Source organism: Lysinibacillus sphaericus OT4b.31 (assembly GCF_000392615.1).
Classification (GTDB): Bacteria; Bacillota; Bacilli; order Bacillales_A; family Planococcaceae; genus Lysinibacillus; species Lysinibacillus sphaericus_B.
In genome coordinates, this window is record NZ_KB933398.1 from 1,035,962 (window position 1) to 1,056,893 (window position 20,932).

Genomic DNA, 20,932 nt, shown 5'->3' on the forward strand with positions numbered 1-20,932 from the left:
AATAAACAACGATGTCATAGCAACAAGGCGGTGAAAAAGTGGCAATAAAAGAGAAAGAACAAATATTACTGGTTGAAGAGGAGTACATACCACAGGAATTAAAACAGCGTAGACAATTTGTTCTGTGGAAGGCAGTACTCAATAAGGAAACTCAAAATTTCGATAAGCTTCCTTTTCAATCAAATGGTTCTCCGGCAGATTCTACAGATTTAGCAACCTGGGGAGATTTTCAAACCATCATGCAAGTGTATAACGAAGGTGACTACAAAGGTGGTCAATATGATGGCATTGGATTTGTGCTCTCAGATGCAGATAAATACGCTTGTATTGATATAGATGGATTAGAGAACACTGACAATTTAGATGCATTAGCAAGTGAAATAACATCAATGTCATATGCAGAAATTTCTCCATCAGGTAAAGGAATTCATGTGTGGGTGGAATATAAACATGACAAGACAAAGCATAAAAATAAAGATGCTAAGTCTGGTTATGAAATTTATGATCAAAAAAGATATATAACAATCACAGGACAAGCACTCAACAATTTACCTATTAATAAAGGTGGTCCACAATTAGACTCTTTTCTTGATAAGGTGCTCAAACGTGAAAAGCCCGCTAATCCACAAATAAATAAAGGACAGACAGGTAAGGCAACACTTCCAGAAGGTGAAATTATTAAACACGCATTAGCTAGTAAGAAAAGCGAGCGCTTTATGAAATTTATGTTTGGGGGTTGGGAACAATCATATAGTTCTCAATCAGAAGCAGATATGGCGTTCGCAAATGATTTGGTTTTTTGGTGCAACTGTGATTTTCAAATGTGCGATTCTATTTTTCGTAAATCTAGCTTGATGCGAGAAAAATATGACCGTCCACGAAACGGAGTTACTTATGGTATCGAATTATTAAATAAAGCAATAGAAGAATGTGAAAATACTTTTACTTTAGAAGAAAAACCCCAGAAACAATTTGAATGGTTTTCGAAAAATGCTAATAATACTACAACCTTTTTACATCATTTATTAGGAAAAAAAGTAATAGGGGAATATTCAATCGTTCGTTATCCAAATATTCATGGAGATCTTTATTATTACCATAAAAAACGTGGCATATATGAGCCTGATCCAAGCGGACGAGCGATAAAAGGCGTAATTAGGCATTATGATGAAACGCTGAAAAACAATCAAATCAATGAAGTTCTACGTTATATAGAAGAAACTTGTTCAATAGTGAAGGAAGTAAATTCGGATTATATTGTAGTAGGCAATGGATTAATTAATTTCAAAGAAAAAACATTAGAACCATTCACACCAAAATATTTTGTGCTTCAAAAAGTAGCCACAAATTATAATCCAGCAGCTTATAACGAATTTATAGAAAACACTTTAACTAAAGTGACCGAGAATCATTTACCAAGTATTGAAAATATAAAAGAAATGTTTGCTTGCATTCTCTATCCAGGTATTTTAGTGCCGAAGCTTTGGTATTTGTATGGGAAATCTGCTAGCAATGGGAAAAGTTCTTTAATCAATATGATTTATCAAACATTCGATTCTGAAGGTGGTAACATCTCCGCTATAAGTCCGCATAAGTTATCAACTAACAATTTTTCGAGTGCTGCTATCTACGGAAAACTGAGTAATATCGTTGATGATAATCCTGATTTTCAAATAGAAGATAGTGGAGATCTCAAAACAATAATTACTGGCGGATTAGTACAAATTGAAAGAAAAGGTAAGGACTCCACAACTGTACGAATTACGACTACTATGATAGTCGCTTCTAATCATCTTCCTAGGTTTGCCGAGCAAGGGAACGCGATAAATCGAAGATTGTGGATTTTACCTTTCAATCATAATTTTTCAAAAGATGCAGATTGTTTATCAGACATAGAAACGCAAAGGGAAATTTCATCACAATCTGCTAGAGAATATGTGTTGAAATTGGCAATAGATACTTTGTTTAAATTGCTAAACAACAATAATCCAGATAAATTAACACCAAATGAGAAGTGTCAAGAAATACTAGATGCCTTTGTTGAACAAAACGATCCGTGGTTAGATTATTTCGCGAATTTTAGTATTAGTTATTTTGAAGAAAACACTGGAGAAAATGTTATCAAAGATTATCAAGTTTGGTGTAAAGATAACATGCTTACACCGTTGACAAATAGTAGATTCAAAGAATTAGTTTCAACTCGCTTAAATATGGAATGGAAAGATAAACGGGTTACTATTAACGGTGTTTCTAAAGTCAAAAAGGGATTCAAATTAAAAGCGCAACAAGAATCGCAACAAAAAGAAACATTTTTTAAACTCGCAAACCCTTGATAAATAAGGTTTTTCGGTATTTCGGGATAAACTTGTTGCGTGTTGCGGAAAGAAATTTGTCTATTCATAGGGTGTGTGAAGAGTAGCGTTATATAGCAATAGAACATACACCCTTATTATTTTTATATTTTTTAAGCAACAAATAATAAATAATAGGTAAACCCTTGATAATACTGATTTTCTTCCGCAACATTTCCGCAACAAAAACGCAACGTGTTGCGACAAAGTGAAAAAGGAGTTAAGCCAATGACATTTAAAAAATGGATCCTACAATATATTAACGAAGATTCGCCAATCGGGGATTTAGCAAGAGACAACAATGAAGATCCGAAGTTCCCAGATAGCAATTCATATGACGAATTGTACAGTTATTTACTTTCACAAAATGCGAGTTACTTATGTTTACAGTCATTTGAAAAATCATGGCAATTTTTTAAATCACAGCATTCAATTGTGGAGGGGAAACAGCACATGAGATTAGAAAAATTTGAAATAGAAGTACTAGAAAGCTATTGGACAAACTTTAAAGAAAATAAAAAACGTGTGCAACATCGTGAATTGGAACTATCACAATCAGGTGAAAATCCCGCTGAAGATGCTTTTATACAAAGATATACAACTATCACGAAAGCCATTGAGCAAATCTACAGTGAGCTAGACGAAGATTTAAAAACTATCGTCGATATGCGGTATTGGAACCGTAGTGGCATGAGTGAAGACTGGTTAATTATCGCGGATTGTCTGTATATGTCCAGAAGCAAAGTGTTAAAGAAACGTAAATGGTTGATTGAAAAAACAGCCGAAAGTATTTATTGGGTATAGTTGAAAGGATGGTGTACCGCATGAACAGTACCACTATTTCAGAAGAATTTGGCGAACAGTTAGCAATCGTTACAGCTGGTACACCATACGAGATAGGAGAAAATAATGAGAACTTCTTCACTGAGTTAGAACATCGTATCAGAAGAGTAATGTATTCATTGTGGATGGATGGCCAAGCGCAGAAATTAGCTAACTACCTACAAAAGAAACAAGCAGCACACATGGCCGAGCTGTACGAATTTAGTTACGGTGTGCCGATGTACGATAATGATTACTCGCTTTCAAGTAAAACAGAAACGCTCGCGCTTATGATTATCGATGAGAAGAAAGCATATGCAAAGCGCATACAACGCATACGGCTTCAATACGAGCGCTTCAAAAAGATATGCAATCAATTGAATGACCAAGACCAAACAACACTCAAAAGTTATTTTGAACATAATCAGAAGGTGGACTACGAGCTATTACGCACTACAATTCAGCGCAATTTAAAACTACTAGAGCAAGTCTATAAAGATGCAGAAGCAGAGAAGGATAATGAATTTCCTTTATACCATGTGGAGGTAGATGCTGAAGAGCAACATGAAGAAGATGAACGTAAAAGGCAAAATATTTATAAGCAGCTGATGAACGGATTAGACAACCTATAAGGAGTGGACCAAATAATGAAAGAAATTAGATGTCCTAAGTGTAATAAAATGTTAGGTGAAGCAGAAGGTAATTTCAAACTGGTGAACAATGATTGCGACATCAGGATCCAATGCGTGAAGTGTAAAACAAAAACAAATATCAAACTTGAGAGACTCTAGAAGTCCATGACTACACAGCGATGTGTAAGTTGTGGGCTTTTTATTTTTGAAAGGGGTGATTAAGATGTGACTCTGTGATGCCCCCCGGGTCATAAGGTTTGAAAATATTTTTTCATCCAGGGACCGGGGAGGGCCTTAACTCTCCAAATTTTTATTGCTATTTACGCGCGTATAGGGGGGAGGGGTAAATTTCCTCCATCTCGATGTGAAAATACAGTACAAAGCAAATAGAGCGTTTTAAGCGCTATTCCCTTGAGAGGAGGTGAAAACATGCAGCATAAGTTCAGTAAAAGCATACAAGCACTAACGAAAATCCAATCTCAAAACGACCGTAGCAAATTTGTGCGTGATTTAGAAATTAATAGAGATCGTTTAAAAATAGCGGAATCGTCATTGAAAAACGCGAAAGATCGTTGGGACTTTGAATCAATCCACCAAGATATTTTGGATTTAAAATGGTCTATCCAGCAAGCAGAAAACTTAATTGCTACACCAGGTTATATGAGCAGAATAGAAAAGTTTACAGTTGAAGAAGCAGAAACGGTTGTACAGCAGTTTAACGAGGAAATGAAGGCAGTTGTTAAGCAGTACGACGCTTCGATGGCTCGATTAAATAAGGTAGTACTAAAAGATGTGGAAGAATTACAAACAATTGCAAACGAACTGAAAATGTTAGAAAAGCAACGTTTGGACGTGGTTTTATTACGAAATTATTTACCTAAAAAACAACAAATGGAATTAATGCCATTCCCATTATTCCAAGTAACGAAATCGAATTTAGTTCGAGTAACAGCTGGTGAACAGGTTCAATCGATTATCAATCTTTTAAAAGAAATGGAGGTGTCTAAGTAAGTATGGAACGACTAAATTCGTATCAAAAACGCATTGCCATGTATGAGCAGCGTACACCAAAAATCAAATATGTAGCAGAGTGCAAAGCGTTAAAAGAAGAAACGCAACCGTTGTTCGATGCTTATGAAGCACCTACATTTAATCAGAAGAAATTTTTGAATTTCGATGGTCGAACTATGGCGCGTATTCAAGAAAAACACGAGCGTTTTAACCGCATCAAACCATTAACGATGGAATACACATTCCATTACAACTGTGAGCACGAAACGGAAGACGAGCGACTAAAAATTGTCCATGACTTCTTCCGACGCAAAATTAATGAAATCTATAGAGCTGAAGCCGAACTATTTAAAAAGTTAGGCGGACAGCTCAAAGAAAATGAAGATTATTCAATAACAATTACAAAAATTATTTTATAGGGGGATTTACTAATGGTAATTAAATTTAACAGGAAAGCTGAACCAATGGCGAATTATAACGAAAAACGTTCACAGTATGTGAATGCAATCAAAGAAGAAAAATCATTTGAATCACAAGAACAAGCGTGGAGTGAAATGCAAAATGCTTTAGTAAATGACTTACAAAGCGTTATCAAAGATGAAGTGAGTCGTTCACAGGTATACGGGGAAACTCCAGCAAGTAATATTTTAAATTCGGCGGAACGCAAATTCTTCAATACACTTACAACGGACGTTGGAACAAAAGATGAAGTATTATTACCTGAAACAACAATTGACCGTATTTTTGAGGATCTAACAACAGACCATCCTTTATTAAATGCTCTAGGAATTCGTACAACAGGAATTAAAACAAAAATCATTCAATCAGACACGACCGGAACAGCTGTGTGGGGTAAAGTGTTTGGTGAAATTAAAGGTCAATTGGATGTTCTATTCAAGAAGACCTGACACAAGGAAAATTAACAGCATTCGTTGTGGTGCCAAAGGACATTGAATCTTATGGTCCTGTATGGGTAGAGGCTTTTGTTCGAACTCAAATCGTTGAAACGTTCAATCTAGCTTTAGAGCAAGGCTTCTTACGTGGTGCTGGTCCTGAAGTAGATGAACCAATCGGTTTAATAAAAGATTTAAGTGGTGGTAATGCTCCTGGTACGGGTTACTCGGATAAAACATCCACAGGTACGTTAACGCTTGCAAATTCAACGACAATCGTTAATGAGCTTAGCAGCGTGATTAAACAGCTAGCAGTGAAGGAAAACGGTAAAAAAGTAAAAGTTAAAGGTAAAGTGTACGTTATCGCAAATCCAGTGGACGCTATCGAAATCGAAACGCGTTGCACAGTACTAACACAGGACGGTAAATATGTACAAGCCATTCCGTTTGATGTGAAAGTGCTGGAATCAGAGTTCATGAATGATGGGGAGCTATTATTCTTTGTGGAAGGTCGTAACGATGCATTCATTGGTGGCGGAATAAATGTTAAAAAATTTGATCAAACACTTGCTTTAGAAGATTGCAACCTTTATGTAGCGAAACAATTTGCATTTGGTAAAGCACGCGACAATAAAGCTGCTCTTCTATATACACTTTCAACAGGAGAATAATATAGTACATTTTAAAACACTTACTTCGGGGATGGGATCATTCAGAAATCACATTTGAAGAATTTACAGAATGGTATTATGACTACGGATCGTTTGATTGGTTTGTACATTACGATTCAACAATGACATAATAAGTAAAAAGATGACCAAGATAGCTTAATTGCCGTCTTGGTCATTTTCTAATTCATGATTAAAAATTTTTATAACCTTCATCACTGTCTGGGTCATAATATCGAAAATCTTTTATTCCGTGTTTTTCCTGTAAGTATTCTTTTACTATTTCTATATCTTTACCGAAAGTAGGAAATGGAAAGCTTCCAAATCTAATTATATGGGATTCTTCTTCAGATATAGAAGCGTATAGTATTTCTTTTTCATCGTAGTGGAAATCGACATTCCACCCTCTATAACAAATCAAATAAGTTCCGTCGTCTCTTAGTCCGCATTTATCTTCATAAGGAACGATGTTAACATTACATAATTTATCATTTATTAAAAATGAATCCATGTTGCCTTACTCCTGTATAAATTTTATTTATACATTGCATTTTGATGGGAATTTTTGATTAAGTACATAATTATTTTAATCCAGAGATTGAACCGCCGTATACGGAACCGTAAGTACGGTAGTGGGAGAGGTCAGCAGCCAAAATTAACGGCTAGCTTCATACTTGAATAGTTATGATAATTTCTCCATAACTTCTTGAATAAAAGAATCTCTATATTCAGATTCAAAAATAGAAACACCTTTTTTATTCGAAATTTGCAGTATTTTTCCAATCTTTGTTTCATCACTCTCTTTAAAGGCCTTTTCAATATATTGCAAATCCTGCTTGAAATGTTGAATAAATGTATCCCCTTCTCTTTGAATATCGATAGCAATAAAATCAAAAGATAAAAATGTTTTCGTTGGAATAATAATTGTATCAAAAATATAATTTAGAGCTTTCAAAGGAACATAAGAAATGTCTTCTTTATATTCATATTTCTCGATAATAGGTAAAACTTCATTCACTAGTCTTTGTATTTCTTTAACATCACATACTTGGGTATATTCTAAGTCATTGACATTAATAATATCTTGTATTTTATCATATTGTTTTTTAGCCAACAGTTGTTTAAGATATAGGATTTCTTCTTTGAATTTTAAGCGTTCTTTTCTAGATAGTTTCCTATGATCAATAACCGCATCTTCAAGTTGTTCCCATTCAATCAGTGGGTAAAAATGAGCTTGTAAAAAATACTTAGTTTCATCAAGGTTTTCCATTCAGATAACTCCCTTATTCATTGTATTCTATTAACGGCGCCGTGAAGATAATGTAAAATCCTTCTTCGGAAATTCCTGATTTCTCCAAAATAATATAACTTTTTGTTAGATCTGTATACTTTTGTTTTGTGCGTTGTGAAATGCCATAGCCAATCGGATATTGATGGCTAGAGTCTAATCTAATGCGTCTACGGGAATCACTGGAGTCTTCCCATAACCATTGAGCAATTTCTTCACTATGCATATTCAATATTTCATTGACAATTTCAATAGCCATATCTCTGTTATAAAAGCAAGTAATATCATTAAATGAAATTCTTATTTTTTTCTCTAGTTCTTCTTTGGGTAAATCATAAAACATTATTTCTCTATTTGATATCATTCTTTCAACTCCTTTAAAATGTATAAAAACTATGTTAATAAACAATAAACAAAACTTCAATATTTTGTTTATTTAACCAATGGATATGCTGTTTTCACGATAAAGCCATATTCATTACTAGCATTTTTCTCTAATACTACTAAACCTGTATTAAGTTTGTCAGATCTCTCATATGAATTCTTTTTATTATTATATTTAAATCCATACCCTAAAGGGCTATTTGATTTGTGGGTACCGGAAGCATAGTCACGTGTAGTATTACTTTTTAACCAAGAAGCAATCTTATCAGCATCTTTTACTAAAACAGTATTAATAAATTCATTCATTACTTTATTACTTGAAAATTTACTAGCACCTTTTTTGGCTTTGGTTTTAGATCGATTTTGTAATGCTTCATCTGTAATTTCTAGATGCGTTGTTTTTGTGTGTCCAGAGAGACCTTTACCCTCAGATGCGTTAACAAGTTTTCTCGTATCATCTATATCTATTTTTCGGATTTTTGCAGCAGATGTTTTAACTAAAGCATCCGTTAATTTTTTTGCAGTAGATTTATTTAAACTATATTTGTCTATAATTACATCCGCAAATTTTTTCAACTTGCTGACACTTGGTCCAGGAACTAAGTCAACTAAAGCCAATGCTATATCTGCAACCTTTGATTTAGGGTCTACTATTGTCTTATAGACATTATAAATGTCTTTTGCAGTACCGACCCCGGGAATAAAATCAGTTACAATATCAAAAACAGTTCCTGCAATATCCAAATATTTATTATTGGAAGATTTAGCCGCAAATAGTTGTCTTGAGTCACCCGAAATTTCAACGGTATCTAACGATGCTATTCTCACGCCGTCCATGCTATTAGTAGAATAGAGATTGTTAAGTGTTGTACTACCAATACTAGATGAATCAACATTATAAAAAATTTGATAACCAGTATCAGATCTAATGGTAGTTGAATTGTTAGAACTTGAATTAGATTTTATGTTAGTAACGTGTGACCTTACAGCATCTTCTAGTGCAGATTTTTTTGATTCAGTTATAACTCGTTTAGGAATGTGTTTACTACCTTTAGATGAATTACTAGTGCTTGAGTTTGATATTTTTTTTGCGGCCATTTTACTTAAGCCTTTTGTTAGTTTAGAACTGTTTGTGACATATGTACTAATTTGTTTAGAACCGGGAATACTTCGAACCATATACAAAACCACCTATAATTTATGTTTTCTGCATTTTTTTTGCAATAATTAGTATATGTTACCAAAGTTGTATTGGCAATTCATTTTTAGGTGTGTAATTTTGTATATTAAGTAAATTTATTCTCACTAGGAACAAATATTAAACACCAAGAATATTATTTTTTTTGCGAAAATATGGAATAATACGATAATTAGAAGGGTTATTAAGAGGTTTAAAGTAACTTATTGAGGATATTGAAAATTTTTCAATTATATTTATAATAAAATCCATTTAACTTTTAAATAAATGACCACTCCATGATGGATGGCAATAATAGTTAATTTGCTAGTAAAGTCCCACCGCAGTGTCCTACCGTTGAAATGCTGAAATCCATTGTAGGAGTAAGTATGACCCTATAAATTCTGAATCTTAATCATTTATTCTTTTAATCTTTTAAAACATGCTCTTAATAATTAATATATATATAATTTAGCAGCTGCAGAAATGTGGTTGCTTTTTATATTGGCCAAAAGAAAAACACTTTCAGCTGCATGATCAGCCGAGAGTGTTTTTCGTTTATTCTTTATTCGATTTTACATGAGAGATTATATCCTCTACCTCGCACTTTAAGTAATCGCATAATTTGTCTACCACACTCATGGAGATATTTTCTCCTTTTGCCAGCTTAGCCATTGTTGCTGGAGACAATTGAAGGTCCTTTTTTATTTGTTCTCTTGTTACTTCTTTATCGATAAGTGTCTTAAAAAACGGTTTGTAATCAAATGACATGACATAATCCCCTTTCTATATACATTATAAACTAAAAGTTCATAAAGTTAAACTTTTTATTCATAAATAGTTGACTTAATATTCATTAAGTTGTATTGTAAGTTCATGAAGTTGAACTTTAAGTTTATATAGTGTTTCGAAAGACCATCAAAGGTTAGTCGGTGAATGGACAAGAAATAGCCGACATGCTGTAACAAAGGAAAGGGGGAGATGAACCATGCGTAAACAAGCAACAAAATACATTAACGAGATTTGTCCAGAGTGTCATCCACAGTCTTTTGATAAAACACTCGCTAAATTTGCTGGCGAGGTAGAAGAGATCACAATCATTGTGGACAGCAACACAAAAGAATTTACAAACGAGTATCTTTATGAGTGCTGCAAATGCGGTGCGAAAGTGTGGGTAGACGAGCAGTGGATTAAGAATAATTCAGTAGATGAATCGCAAGTAGAACAATCGAAAACTATCCAGCAACGCAATGAGTACATCCACAATAAAATGATGCAGCTTGACCAGGTGAAAGACGCTCACAAGCATACACATCGTTTAACACGCATTATGAAATACCACAAGTTATTAACTGATGTGGAAGTAACTATTATGCGCCAGCGTTTGCAAATGGCATTTAAAGGCGTTCCATTGAAAGGAAGTGTGAGCACATGAAAGTGACAGCTAAAGAATGGTGCGTCATGTCTGACCACAATAAACAATTACTTTTAAATGCAGTATCAAACAAATAAAACATATATAGAGGGGAAATGATGACATGCAACAACAAACACAACACATATTAGAAAAAGTGGTACTAGAAAATAGCAACAATTTTTATAGTTTATCTGCACAGATGATTCAATTAGAGGTTGTACAACAGGCAGTAGCACATTTAATGGATAGAATTGATGAGATTGTTCATAAAGGTTGGGACAAAGACCGAGGAATGGCGTATTGTGCAATCAATGAAATAAAAGATACATTACGTTTAATTGATATGGCATTCTTTCCGTTATTCAAAGAAATGTCAGAAGAAATCAATACCATTAACATTCATGCACAAGAATTGTATGACACAGTAATCGAAGGCACAGAGCAAACGAGTAAGGTTACTACTGGTGAAGCAGAAATACAAAGCGTTTGAGTTTATTTAAAATGTACCAAAAAATGATTGTAGTTACTCTTTCACTTCATTTAGTAACTACGATAAATTAATCGAGGTAGAAGTGCCTGTGAAACAGTAGGTACTTCTTTTATCGAAAATATTCATAGATTATAATGTAGTTACCAAGTTAATGTATCTAGTACCTACATACAAGAAAGGATGATATGAGTGTTTTGTGTCATTCAAAAAATACAGAAGAAGAAACCAAACGAATATGGTGCTCATAAAGAATTAAAAGTACAAGTTAATAACTGGAGAGTAGGGGATGACAAACCACAAATTCACTACTCATATACCTATAGTGATGAACGTTTTGAAAGACCGATTAGGGATGCTTATAAAATTAGTATTCATCATAGCTATAGAGAAGAAGGTAAGGTTAAAAAGAAACAGTGGGCTATATGTACTGTGGATTATTATGATCTAGCTGAGTCCTGGTATGGTGATTCTATCGTAAGTAAAACTTTGAAAAAAAAGCTTGCTGATATGGAAATAGATGAAGATACTTTTCATGAAATCATTGGTACTAAAATAGATCCATTAGTTGAACAAATAGAAGCAGAGTTCCAGCAGTCAGAAGAATACAAGACTAGACAAAAATATGATGAAATCACGACCTTATATGCTACACACAAAGCGCAATTTGAATCGGAGTACGGAGCCAATACATATAATTACTGCTACGATGTTTTTGGAGAGTTACGCAATCCAGAATACCTAGAGAAACTAAAAGTGGATAAAAAAGCGCGTGACGAATATATAAATCAAAGTAAACAAGAAAGTTATAAACGATTTGAAGAACAGTTTAATAATAACAGTGGGAGTAGTTACTCAACTGTTGCATCTAGTAACTACAGCGAGGACGAAAAGAAGTTGCTACATGAAATCTATAGAATGGCATCTAAAAAGTTTCATCCAGATGTGTCAGGTGATGATGGTAGCAAAATGAAAATCTTAACTAAATTTAAAGAACAATGGGGATTGTAATAACTGAGCACTTGCTACGGCAGGTGTTTTTTTATTGTGGATTAGGAAGAATATGCAGCGTAAGCTAGCGTTATTTTTTATGTCTAAAGTTGCAGGAAATCCTTTCCTTTTGTCGAATTAAGTAAGTGAAAGGTAGGAGATAGTTTTATGAATATTGATAAAGGTTGGAGAAGTAGTGTTCAAGCAGAGTTATTACGTAGAGCACAAGAAGATAATATGAAATCAGTAGAAGTAGTGAAGGAATTGGTAGAAGCACAATTTAAAGATTTTGCTCAACCAATAGAAGAACTAACTGATATTATTGCAGATAATGATCAAATCAGATATAAAGCTTATGATAGAGCTTTAGATGTTAATTACGCATCTGATGTTATTACATTCTATAGAGTTAAGTTTTCATCAAATGGTGAACAAAAAGAAAGAAAATTTTTTGCAGAAATCAGCACTAATGACGATGGGATTTTTGTAGTGTATGATAATGATCGAGAAGAATATATAAATGAAGCTTATATTGAGAGAATATTAAAAGAAGCCTTTTTTATTGGTATTTCTTTAAGAGTATAATGTCATCAACTTTCATAACGTAAATTTGTAATATTCAACAAGATCTAAGCAATGCACTGTGCCAAACAGTGCTTTATTTATGTAAGTAAGTTATTCGTATAATTGACCAACAAAAAAGATTGAAGCAATTAGCCCCAATCTAGATATGTCATTCATACAAACATGCCCACCAAAGCGTTAATAATTAGCCCCAAATTCAGCCCCAATTAGCCCCATTCTAAAGAGTTTTAATGCAGTATTTTGCAGAATAGATAAATGTGAATAATTCTGTAAACGTTGATATATCAGTGTTTAGATATCTATTTGTGTTGTAACGTGCATCCACTCCATTTTAGGTTGGGTGAAATAAAGTAGCAGTAATGACTATAAAATTCAGCGACGAAAGCGAAGCAATAGTCGCAAACAGATAATATAAAAGGGTATTCCATATTTAGTAAAATGGAACACCCTTTTATTTATATTTATAGTTCTGCTACAGCCTCTTTAGCACAGCCTCCATTTTTTGAAGAGCCAATATCGTTTCAGCTTGAATACCATCTGTAGCAGGCTTGCCAGTAACTGGATCCGCTGAAGTTTGACCAGAAATATATAAATGACCGTTACTAATGGTTCCTGGCGTATAATGCCCTGTAGGTTCTTTATCTAAAAATATGAGCTTCATTTAACTACCTCCTACAACGTCTGTAATTGATTTAAGCCGACATTGCCACCTGTAATAAGGAAGCAAATATTGTCTTTTTTGGCAATTGGCAAAATACCCTGAAGAGCAGCCCCAATACCTATGGAGGAGGATGGTTCTGCCATAAACTTTCCTTCTAATAGCAAGGTTTTCATTCCTTTATATATAAAATCTTCATCTACACTAACAACGCTATCAACAAGTTTTTGAACAATGGGGAAATTTCGCTCACCAGGTTGTAAAGGTAAGAGAGCATCTGCCAACGATTTTTGTTCTTCTAAAAGTAACCTTTCGCCGGCCTTTAAGCTCTTTGCGTAGCGTGAAACGCCAGCAGGTTCAACCCCGATAACTTTGATGTGTGGTGCTAAAGACTTTATAGCTGTTAAAATGCCACTAATTAGTCCACCACCACCAATTGGAACAACGATCGTATTGACATGAGGCAACTGTGCTAAGATTTCTAACCCTAACGTTCCTTGTCCCGCCATAATATCATAGTCATCATATGGGTGAATGACAGCGTATCCATGTTCCAAACTTAGTTTTTCTGTTATTGCATGTCTTTCGGTAAGCTTACATTGCACAACATCTGCTCCAAGTGCACGTATACCTTCAACTTTAATGATTGGTGCTGTATCTGGTAAAACAATTGTAGCTTGAATATTTAATAACTTTGCTGCGTAAGCAACACCTTTACCGTGGTTACCGGAGGAAGCGGCAACGACACCTTGTCGTAATTGTTCAATTGGCATCGAAAGCATTTTATGGAGGGCACCACGTATTTTGAATGAATTAGTTTTTTGCATATTCTCTGCTTTTACATAAACGTTACAACCTAAAATATCGTCGAGTCCATACAAACGTACAACTGGTGTTTCAAAAATATAAGGTGCAATTTTTATTTGGGCAGCTTGAATCTTTTCAAGTGTTAACATATAGCAACCCTCGCCTCATTAGTAGATTGAATGTTCTGAATTAATAGTTTAACTGTATTCTTTAAGGGAATACCTGTCAATAACTTTAGTGGATAACTACGTAACAAATCAGTGATCAGTCCAAAGTTAATAAAGGGAAGGCGTGTGCTGGAAATCACATAATGCAAAAATGCACATATGAAGTAGCTTCTATGTTTATTGCGCATGACAAAACTTTTATCTTTTTCTGCCAAACAATGAAACATCCCTTACTTCTATCTTGAAAAAAAGGTGGCATTCATCCTATAATAAAAAGGTTATAGTAAAAAGAATAAAAGGGAGCGTCCATGATGGTGAACGAAGCAAAATCGCAGGTGAACATTAAGCTCATTTCTACGATTCGTCCGATTGATGGTGAGTCCGAAACATTTGAAATGTGGTTGAATGGGCAATTATTTGAAAAAGCAGATAGTCTGTATTTGAAATATGAAGAAGTGCAGGAAGAGAAAACAATCCGCACGACGATGAAGCTAGGTAAGGAACGGGCACTTATTATGCGTGCTGGAGCAGTAAAAATGCGCTTACCACTCAATACTGTTGAACAACAAATAGGACATTATGAAAGTGAATTCGGTTCGATGCCACTCATGACTAGAACGAAAAACATGGCGTTTACAAGACAAGCAGTAAGCGGAGATTTCTATGTGCAGTACGACTTATTAATGGGTGGGCAATCCGTCGGCAATTATACATTAGACATTACATTTACGGAGGTAAAATGATGAACGCAGTAGAACAAGTACAACAAGCCATTAAAGCGGCGATTGCACAGGCTGTAGAAAAAGCAGGCTTAGTCGAAGCTGGCACAGAATTAAATATTCACCTTGAAACACCAAAGGATAAGGCAAACGGTGACTATGCAACAAACATCGCGATGCAATTAACAAAACTAGCAAAAAAACCACCTCGTGCAATTGCAGAAGCGATTTTGGAAAACCTTGAAATAGCAGGGACGGATATCGAGAAAATAGAAATTGCAGGTCCTGGTTTCATGAACATTACTATTCGTAAAGATTTCTTAGCAGGTGTCGTAACGGCGGTACTAGAGCAAGGGGCTAACTATGGTCGTTCGAATGCTGGTGCAGGCGAGAAAGTTCAAGTAGAATTCGTATCAGCAAATCCGACGGGTGATCTTCACTTAGGTCATGCGCGTGGTGCATCTGTTGGGGATTCATTATGTAATGTACTAGATATGGCAGGCTACGCGGTATCTCGTGAATATTACATTAATGATGCCGGGAATCAAATTAATAACTTAGCTTACTCATTAGAAGCACGTTATAAACAAGCTTTAGGTATGGATGCTGACATGCCAGAGGATGGCTACCACGGTCAAGATATCATTGACATCGCTGGTAAACTGGCGAAGGAGCATGGCGACACGATTTTAGCAAATCCTGATGAACAACGTTTTGCTTTCTTCCGTCAACACGGTTTAGCATTAGAGTTAGACAAATTAAAAACGGACCTTGCGAATTTCCGTGTAAACTTTGACGTATGGTATTCTGAAACTTCATTATATGAAAACGGCAAAATTGAAGTAGCGTTAGATAAATTAAAAGGAAATGGTCATGTTTTTGAAGAAGAGGGTGCTACTTGGTTCCGTTCGACAACATTTGGCGATGACAAAGATCGAGTATTGATTAAAAACGATGGTTCTTTCACATACCTGACACCTGATATCGCATACCATGAAGATAAGATTGTGCGTGGTTTCGATAAGCTAATTAACATTTGGGGAGCAGACCATCATGGGTATATTCCACGTATGAAAGCGGCTATTCAAGCACTAGGCTATGATCGCGATACACTGGAAGTAGAAGTTATTCAAATGGTTCAGCTTTACAAAAACGGTGAGAAATTCAAAATGTCAAAACGTACAGGGAATGCAGTGACAATGCGTGAGCTTGTAGAAGAAGTCGGTTTGGATGCAGTGCGTTACTTCTTCGTGAAAACTGCAGGGGATTCTCATATGGACTTTGACCTTGACCTTGCTGTATCACAATCTAACGAAAATCCAGTGTACTATGCGCAATACGCACATGCACGTATTTCTTCCATTTTACGTTCTGCAAGTGAACAAGGCTTTGCTGCTTCAACAGACAATCTTAACTTGTTAACTGCTGAAAAAGAAATTGATTTATTGAAAAAAGTGGGTGACTTCCCGAAAGTAGTGGCTGATGCGGCTAAGCACCGTACCCCACACCGCGTCGCAAACTATATTCAAGAAACAGCAGCAGCGTTCCACAGTTTCTATAATGCTGAAAAAGTACTAGATGCTTCAAATAAACAACTAACAGAAGCTCGTTTAGCGCTTATAACAGCAGTGCGTACGACAATTGCAAATGCTCTACGTCTAATTGGTGTATCAGCGCCAGAAAAAATGTAACTATAATTTTTAGCCCTCGGCACATTAGTGTGTCGGGGGCTTTTTGCATATAAGTGGATGGTCGATACGGATAAAGTTGCGGAAGTGACGGATAAAACAGTGAAAGTGATGGATAGAACGGCCGGAATATCCGAAATGACTTATTCGTCTGCTTAAAGTAATGTTTTTTCTAAATATTACAAAAATGTTGTTGAAGTTTACGTTAACGTCAATGATATACTGAGGGTAATTGTGAAGGGGGGATTGGATGTGAAGACGATACAAGAGGTGGCAAAGGAGTTTCACGTTTCAACACGCACCATTCGTTATTATGAAGAGCTTGGATTGCTAAATCCGGATCGTTCCAATACCAATCAGCGAACCTTTTCAAAAAAGGAAATGGCAAAACTAAAGCTCATTTTCCGTGGAAAGCGTTATGGCTTTTCATTGGAAGAAATAAAGGAGATGGTGTTGCTTTTTGATTTTGACCGGACAGGTATTCAGCAATTACAACGAACAGTCGTATATGGAGAACAAAAAATGCAAGAGATTGATGATAAAATAGCTGAGCTTCAGCAAATGAAAAGGGAATTACAGCAATTGCATGGCATGTTTAATGAAAAATTAACTACTCTAAAGGGAGAGATGCACGATGAATAGTTCGACTTTGTTAGCACGGAATGCCCGAAAGTATGCAAAAAATGAAGCGGTTATTTGTCACGGACGAAGAGTGACATATCGTGAATTAGATGAGCAAGCGACACAACTTGGTCATGTTTTATTGCAACAAGGCGTAAGACAAGGCGATAAAGTAATAATTTTCATGCCGAATGTAGTAGAGTTTGTCGTCAGTTATTTTGCCATTCAACGTATTGGAGCAATTGTTGTACCTGTCAATGCGAAATTTACCTTGCCTGAGGTCGAATATGTCGCGCAACATGCGGAAGCAAAGGCGATAATTGTCCATGACGCAATTTTTACATCCGTCGAAAACATGACACGGATTCCTATTAAAATTAAAACAGGTCAAGTAATGGCTGGCTGGTTGAACTATGAAGCACTTATCCAAAATGCAAGTAAACAAACCATTGATTGCCAGCTCAATGAAGACGATGCATCGACAATTTTATATACTTCCGGTACAACAGGTAAACCTAAAGGCGTGCTCTTTAGCTACCGAAATATTTTAACAGTAGCGCAAATGATTGCTGTGGAAATGGAAGTAAAGCCGGAAAGCCGCATACTACTGATGATGCCATTAACCCATTCAGCGCCACTACACTTATTTTTAATGGCTGGTGTGCTTGTAGGGTCAACAAATGTTCTGACACCAATTTTTACGCCAGATTTATTTATCGATGCGATTGAACAGGAAAAAGCGACGCACTTTTTTGGAGCGCCAGTGGCCTATTTATTAACAGCACAACTACCAAGATTGAAATCAGCCGATTTATCTTCGATGAAGTGGTGGGTTTATGGGGGTGCTCCGCTATCTCAACAAGAAGTAAGTTTCATAGAAAAAGCATTCCGAACAGATAATTTAACTTGTGTTTACGGCTTAACAGAGGCTGGGCCAAGTGGTTCATTATTGTTCGGAAAGGAACATGTGTTGAAGGCAGGGAGTATTGGTCAGCGTGCGCCACTCGGTACAGAATTACGCATTATTAACGACAAAGGCGAGGATGTGGCTGTTGGGGAAGTAGGCGAAATTGTATTATTGGGTGAGGGAAATATGATGGGTTATTACAAGGATGAAGTGGCCACACAGGCTACATTCATAGACGGCTGGCTGAAAACAGGAGATTTAGCTCGTTTTGATGAGGATGGCTATATTTGGGTAGTTGATCGCAAGAAGGACGTTATCATATCCGGTGGTGTGAATATCTACCCGAAAGAAATTGAGGATTGTTGCTTAAGCTACGAAGGTATCTTTGAGGTTGCTGTTATCGGTGTTCCCCATCCGCAGTGGGGCGAAACTGCAAAGGCGATTTATGCCTCGAAGGTAGAAATTAATGAGGAAACACTCATTGCTTATTTGGAAGAACATCTAGCAAAATATAAAATTCCACGTCTTTTCGAACGTGTGGAAGCACTCCCACGAAATGCATCAGGTAAGATATTAAAGCAATCTTTGAAGGGACAAGAGGTGAGATAATGATGAAGGTTTTACAACAGGAAGAGACTAAGACTTCAAATTTTTTCACAGAAAATGATACGTTGCAAAAGGTATTAGAGATGATGCTAGATGAAGAGTTCTTAGAGTTTGCAAAGCGTGAACTAACAGATTTTGGTGAGCTTTGTGCTGGTGAAATTGATGTAAGAGCAAAGCATACCGACAGAGCAGGCGAACCTCGACTACAAAGATATAACGCATATGGTGACGAAGTATCAGAAATATGGGTTAATGACGGCTATAAAAGAACAATCGAAGAAACGTATAACACAGGTATAGTAGGGTATGTGCATAAGGAGATTCCACAACTAGGTAGGAAAGGTAATTATGTGTATAGCTTTGCGCAGGGTTATTTACTGTCTCATGCAGAGCCCGGTTTCTATTGTCCAGTAACTTTAACGATGGCTACAGCGTATTTACTCGACCATTATGCGAGCGATGAAGTGAAGTCACGTTTTTTACCACATGTTTGCGCGACAGGTAATACGCCGCTTTATGAGGGAGCCACATTTTTAACTGAGCGACAGGGGGGCTCTGATGTTGGAGCAAACGTTGTCAATGCAGTACTGGATGGGAATGAATATCGATTATACGGTGAGAAATACTTTGCATCGAATGCAGGGATGTGTGGCGTTGCAATGGTATTAGCACGTATGGAGGATGCACCAAAAGGATCCAAAGGTTTAACGCTCTTTGCCGTACCTTGGCATCAAGAGGATGGTTCCATCAATAATCTTCGGATTCGACGTTTGAAGGATAAGCTAGGTGTCAAGGCGGTACCATCAGGGGAAGTTGAGTTCGATGGGGCACTTGCATATGTCGTTGGTGAGCCAAATAAAGGGATTTATTATATGTTGGAAGCGCTTAATTTGTCTAGAATTTGCAATGCTGTTGCCTCGATTGGTATTATGCGCCGAGGGTATTTAGAAGCGAAGCATTATGTAACAAATCGCCATGCATTCGGGCAGCCGTTAACACAATATCCTATGATTAAAGATACATTAGGGAAATTTGCAGCAAAGTTACATGTAGAGGTTGCAACTGTCTTTGATGTCATTCAATTGTACGATAAGGTAACAAGTGGTCAGGGCAATGAGCAGGACATCATTATGAATCGTTTGAACATCGCAATCATGAAAAAAGAAACAGCTGAGCAAGCCGTGCATTATGCAAGTGAAGCGATTGAACTACATGGTGGAAATGGCTATATTGAAGATTTTGTAACGCCTCGTTTACTGAGAGATGCGCAAGTACTCACAGTGTGGGAAGGGACAGCCAATATTTTAGCATTAGAGCTTATTCGCTTAGTGGATAAGTTTCAGGCACATGAATTGTTTGTTCAAGCCATGCAAGAGCGATTGGCGAAGTTAACTGCTAGTCCATTGCTTCAAATTGTAGCTGAGCAACTTGAAAAGTTAGTAGTGACATTACAAACCTTCAGCCACTTAGATACAGCAATGAAAACATTTGAGGCAAAAAAAGTGGTAGAGAAAATGGCACATTTATATGAAAGCGTCGTAGCAGTAGAATGGGCAGAAAAATTTGGTGGCAAATATGAAATGCTCGCAGACATCTATTTAGAGGACACATGGGCATTGCGTGAAATCGGTGCCCCTATGAAAACTGTGCAGTATTTTGCGGAAATCATCTAGCTATAGTGAGCCGTCTCAAAGTCATTGAGACGGCTTTATCTGTGTAAGGTTTATCGTTATATCATTCTATTTTCATGTATAATGAAAACAACTGAATATTATAAAGGTTCTTTACTAAGTAAAGTGAAAAGGGAAATCGGTGTAATTCCGACGCGGTCCCGCCACTGTAAGTGTGAGTTTTTTCAATCTACGCCACTGAACATCTTTCGGGAAGGCATGAAAAAACGAATAGCACACGAGCCAGGAGACCTGCCTTTATAGAGCAACACGATACAGCCTACGAGGATAGGGTGGTGGAATTTTGCGTATGTATTTATGTGCAAACACGCCCCTCATCTTTTGTGATGAGGGGTGTTTTCAGTTTTATAAGGTTGTTTCGAT

23 protein-coding genes and 1 riboswitch are annotated in these 20,932 nt (G+C 36.2%); of the genes, 16 read left to right on the forward strand and 7 right to left on the reverse strand.

The annotated features are described in order from the left end of the window. The first annotated feature begins 38 nt into the window (after window positions 1-38). The 7 genes from H131_RS04720 to H131_RS25230 all read left to right on the forward strand — a co-directional run bounded on the left by H131_RS04720 (window position 39) and on the right by H131_RS25230 (window position 6,380). Window positions 39-2,333: a phage/plasmid primase, P4 family gene (locus H131_RS04720; protein WP_010857923.1), complete on the forward strand. Its 2,295-nt coding sequence runs from the start codon at window positions 39-41 to the stop codon at window positions 2,331-2,333. Between the two features lie 246 nt (window positions 2,334-2,579). Then, window positions 2,580-3,155 (forward strand): YozE family protein, encoded by a 576-nt coding sequence (locus H131_RS04725; protein WP_010857924.1) that lies wholly within the window; start codon window positions 2,580-2,582, stop codon window positions 3,153-3,155. A 20-nt stretch (window positions 3,156-3,175) separates the two neighbouring features. After that, the gene (locus H131_RS04730) at window positions 3,176-3,805 is read left to right on the forward strand and encodes a hypothetical protein (RefSeq protein ID WP_010857925.1); all 630 of its coding nucleotides are present in this window, start codon (window positions 3,176-3,178) and stop codon (window positions 3,803-3,805) included. Window positions 3,806-4,234: 429 nt separating this feature from the next. After that, window positions 4,235-4,816, forward strand: a complete 582-nt coding sequence (locus tag H131_RS04735) for a hypothetical protein (protein WP_010857926.1) — start codon at window positions 4,235-4,237, stop codon at window positions 4,814-4,816. Between the two features lie 2 nt (window positions 4,817-4,818). Next, entirely contained in the window at window positions 4,819-5,235 is a 417-nt protein-coding gene (locus tag H131_RS04740) for a hypothetical protein (RefSeq protein ID WP_010857927.1), read from the forward strand. Window positions 5,236-5,247: 12 nt separating this feature from the next. Continuing rightward, window positions 5,248-5,724: a hypothetical protein gene (locus H131_RS25225; RefSeq protein WP_010857928.1), complete on the forward strand. Its 477-nt coding sequence runs from the start codon at window positions 5,248-5,250 to the stop codon at window positions 5,722-5,724. A gap of 29 nt (window positions 5,725-5,753) precedes the next feature. After that, window positions 5,754-6,380, forward strand: coding sequence for a hypothetical protein (locus H131_RS25230; RefSeq protein ID WP_230491823.1), 627 nt, complete (start codon window positions 5,754-5,756; stop codon window positions 6,378-6,380). Window positions 6,381-6,570: 190 nt separating this feature from the next. On the opposite strand, the gene H131_RS04750 is transcribed toward H131_RS25230, so the two are convergent. The 5 genes from H131_RS04750 to H131_RS04770 form a co-directional block, all read right to left on the reverse strand. Then, window positions 6,571-6,888: a hypothetical protein gene (locus tag H131_RS04750; RefSeq protein ID WP_010857930.1), complete on the reverse strand. Its 318-nt coding sequence runs from the start codon at window positions 6,886-6,888 to the stop codon at window positions 6,571-6,573. A 171-nt stretch (window positions 6,889-7,059) separates the two neighbouring features. Further along, window positions 7,060-7,647, reverse strand: a complete 588-nt coding sequence (locus H131_RS04755) for a hypothetical protein (RefSeq protein WP_010857931.1) — start codon at window positions 7,645-7,647, stop codon at window positions 7,060-7,062. Between the two features lie 13 nt (window positions 7,648-7,660). Beyond that, the gene (locus H131_RS04760) at window positions 7,661-8,029 is read right to left on the reverse strand and encodes an RNase A-like domain-containing protein (protein ID WP_010857932.1); all 369 of its coding nucleotides are present in this window, start codon (window positions 8,027-8,029) and stop codon (window positions 7,661-7,663) included. Window positions 8,030-8,097: 68 nt separating this feature from the next. Then, window positions 8,098-9,228: an RNase A-like domain-containing protein gene (locus tag H131_RS04765; RefSeq protein WP_036129828.1), complete on the reverse strand. Its 1,131-nt coding sequence runs from the start codon at window positions 9,226-9,228 to the stop codon at window positions 8,098-8,100. A 556-nt stretch (window positions 9,229-9,784) separates the two neighbouring features. Further along, window positions 9,785-9,997 carry a helix-turn-helix domain-containing protein gene (locus H131_RS04770; RefSeq protein WP_010857934.1) on the reverse strand — a complete coding sequence of 71 codons (213 nt, stop codon included), beginning with the start codon at window positions 9,995-9,997 and terminating at the stop codon, window positions 9,785-9,787. Between the two features lie 217 nt (window positions 9,998-10,214). On the opposite strand from H131_RS04770, the gene H131_RS04775 reads away from it, so the two are divergent. The 4 genes from H131_RS04775 (at window position 10,215) to H131_RS04790 (ending at window position 12,705) form a co-directional block, all read left to right on the forward strand. Continuing rightward, entirely contained in the window at window positions 10,215-10,661 is a 447-nt protein-coding gene (locus H131_RS04775) for a hypothetical protein (RefSeq protein WP_010857935.1), read from the forward strand. A gap of 103 nt (window positions 10,662-10,764) precedes the next feature. After that, window positions 10,765-11,133, forward strand: a complete 369-nt coding sequence (locus H131_RS04780) for a hypothetical protein (protein WP_010857936.1) — start codon at window positions 10,765-10,767, stop codon at window positions 11,131-11,133. Window positions 11,134-11,322: 189 nt separating this feature from the next. Then, window positions 11,323-12,141: a hypothetical protein gene (locus H131_RS04785; RefSeq protein WP_010857937.1), complete on the forward strand. Its 819-nt coding sequence runs from the start codon at window positions 11,323-11,325 to the stop codon at window positions 12,139-12,141. A gap of 147 nt (window positions 12,142-12,288) precedes the next feature. After that, window positions 12,289-12,705, forward strand: a complete 417-nt coding sequence (locus H131_RS04790; protein WP_010857938.1) for a hypothetical protein — start codon at window positions 12,289-12,291, stop codon at window positions 12,703-12,705. Between the two features lie 472 nt (window positions 12,706-13,177). Here H131_RS04790 and H131_RS04795 read toward each other — a convergent pair whose 3' ends face one another. Next, window positions 13,178-13,366: a RidA family protein gene (locus H131_RS04795; protein ID WP_010857939.1), complete on the reverse strand. Its 189-nt coding sequence runs from the start codon at window positions 13,364-13,366 to the stop codon at window positions 13,178-13,180. Window positions 13,367-13,377: 11 nt separating this feature from the next. Next, window positions 13,378-14,319: a threonine ammonia-lyase gene (locus tag H131_RS04800; protein WP_010857940.1), complete on the reverse strand. Its 942-nt coding sequence runs from the start codon at window positions 14,317-14,319 to the stop codon at window positions 13,378-13,380. Window positions 14,320-14,648: 329 nt separating this feature from the next. Here H131_RS04800 and H131_RS04805 point away from each other — a divergent pair, with 329 nt between their 5' ends. The 5 genes from H131_RS04805 (at window position 14,649) to H131_RS04825 (ending at window position 20,551) form a co-directional block, all read left to right on the forward strand. Next, window positions 14,649-15,080: a YwiB family protein gene (locus H131_RS04805; RefSeq protein WP_010857941.1), complete on the forward strand. Its 432-nt coding sequence runs from the start codon at window positions 14,649-14,651 to the stop codon at window positions 15,078-15,080. Then, entirely contained in the window at window positions 15,080-16,747 is a 1,668-nt protein-coding gene (gene argS / locus H131_RS04810; protein WP_010857942.1) for an arginine--tRNA ligase, read from the forward strand. The genes H131_RS04805 and argS overlap by 1 nt, the downstream gene beginning before the upstream one ends. A 249-nt stretch (window positions 16,748-16,996) precedes the next feature. After that, a complete protein-coding gene (locus tag H131_RS04815; RefSeq protein ID WP_010857943.1) occupies window positions 16,997-17,386 on the forward strand; it encodes a MerR family transcriptional regulator in 390 nt (129 codons plus the stop codon). Next, window positions 17,379-18,881 carry a class I adenylate-forming enzyme family protein gene (locus tag H131_RS04820; protein ID WP_010857944.1) on the forward strand — a complete coding sequence of 501 codons (1,503 nt, stop codon included), beginning with the start codon at window positions 17,379-17,381 and terminating at the stop codon, window positions 18,879-18,881. Before H131_RS04815 ends, H131_RS04820 begins: the two co-directional genes overlap by 8 nt. 2 nt (window positions 18,882-18,883) lie before the next feature. Beyond that, window positions 18,884-20,551 (forward strand): acyl-CoA dehydrogenase family protein, encoded by a 1,668-nt coding sequence (locus H131_RS04825; RefSeq protein ID WP_036131080.1) that lies wholly within the window; start codon window positions 18,884-18,886, stop codon window positions 20,549-20,551. A gap of 87 nt (window positions 20,552-20,638) precedes the next feature. Then, a riboswitch (cobalamin riboswitch) is annotated at window positions 20,639-20,822 on the forward strand. Window positions 20,823-20,932 lie beyond the last annotated feature (110 nt).

Coding starts and splice junctions, on each gene's coding strand:
- H131_RS04725 (WP_010857924.1), top strand. CDS start 2,580: ATGACATTTAAAAAATGGATCCTACAATATATTAACGAAGATTCGCCA.
- H131_RS04730 (WP_010857925.1), top strand. CDS start 3,176: ATGAACAGTACCACTATTTCAGAAGAATTTGGCGAACAGTTAGCAATC.
- H131_RS04735 (WP_010857926.1), top strand. CDS start 4,235: ATGCAGCATAAGTTCAGTAAAAGCATACAAGCACTAACGAAAATCCAA.
- H131_RS04740 (WP_010857927.1), top strand. CDS start 4,819: ATGGAACGACTAAATTCGTATCAAAAACGCATTGCCATGTATGAGCAG.
- H131_RS25225 (WP_010857928.1), top strand. CDS start 5,248: ATGGTAATTAAATTTAACAGGAAAGCTGAACCAATGGCGAATTATAAC.
- H131_RS04750 (WP_010857930.1), bottom strand. CDS start 6,888: ATGGATTCATTTTTAATAAATGATAAATTATGTAATGTTAACATCGTT.
- H131_RS04755 (WP_010857931.1), bottom strand. CDS start 7,647: ATGGAAAACCTTGATGAAACTAAGTATTTTTTACAAGCTCATTTTTAC.
- H131_RS04760 (WP_010857932.1), bottom strand. CDS start 8,029: ATGATATCAAATAGAGAAATAATGTTTTATGATTTACCCAAAGAAGAA.
- H131_RS04765 (WP_036129828.1), bottom strand. CDS start 9,228: ATGGTTCGAAGTATTCCCGGTTCTAAACAAATTAGTACATATGTCACA.
- H131_RS04770 (WP_010857934.1), bottom strand. CDS start 9,997: ATGTCATTTGATTACAAACCGTTTTTTAAGACACTTATCGATAAAGAA.
- H131_RS04775 (WP_010857935.1), top strand. CDS start 10,215: ATGCGTAAACAAGCAACAAAATACATTAACGAGATTTGTCCAGAGTGT.
- H131_RS04780 (WP_010857936.1), top strand. CDS start 10,765: ATGCAACAACAAACACAACACATATTAGAAAAAGTGGTACTAGAAAAT.
- H131_RS04790 (WP_010857938.1), top strand. CDS start 12,289: ATGAATATTGATAAAGGTTGGAGAAGTAGTGTTCAAGCAGAGTTATTA.
- H131_RS04795 (WP_010857939.1), bottom strand. CDS start 13,366: ATGAAGCTCATATTTTTAGATAAAGAACCTACAGGGCATTATACGCCA.
- H131_RS04800 (WP_010857940.1), bottom strand. CDS start 14,319: ATGTTAACACTTGAAAAGATTCAAGCTGCCCAAATAAAAATTGCACCT.
- H131_RS04805 (WP_010857941.1), top strand. CDS start 14,649: ATGGTGAACGAAGCAAAATCGCAGGTGAACATTAAGCTCATTTCTACG.
- argS (WP_010857942.1), top strand. CDS start 15,080: ATGAACGCAGTAGAACAAGTACAACAAGCCATTAAAGCGGCGATTGCA.
- H131_RS04820 (WP_010857944.1), top strand. CDS start 17,379: ATGAATAGTTCGACTTTGTTAGCACGGAATGCCCGAAAGTATGCAAAA.
- H131_RS04825 (WP_036131080.1), top strand. CDS start 18,884: ATGAAGGTTTTACAACAGGAAGAGACTAAGACTTCAAATTTTTTCACA.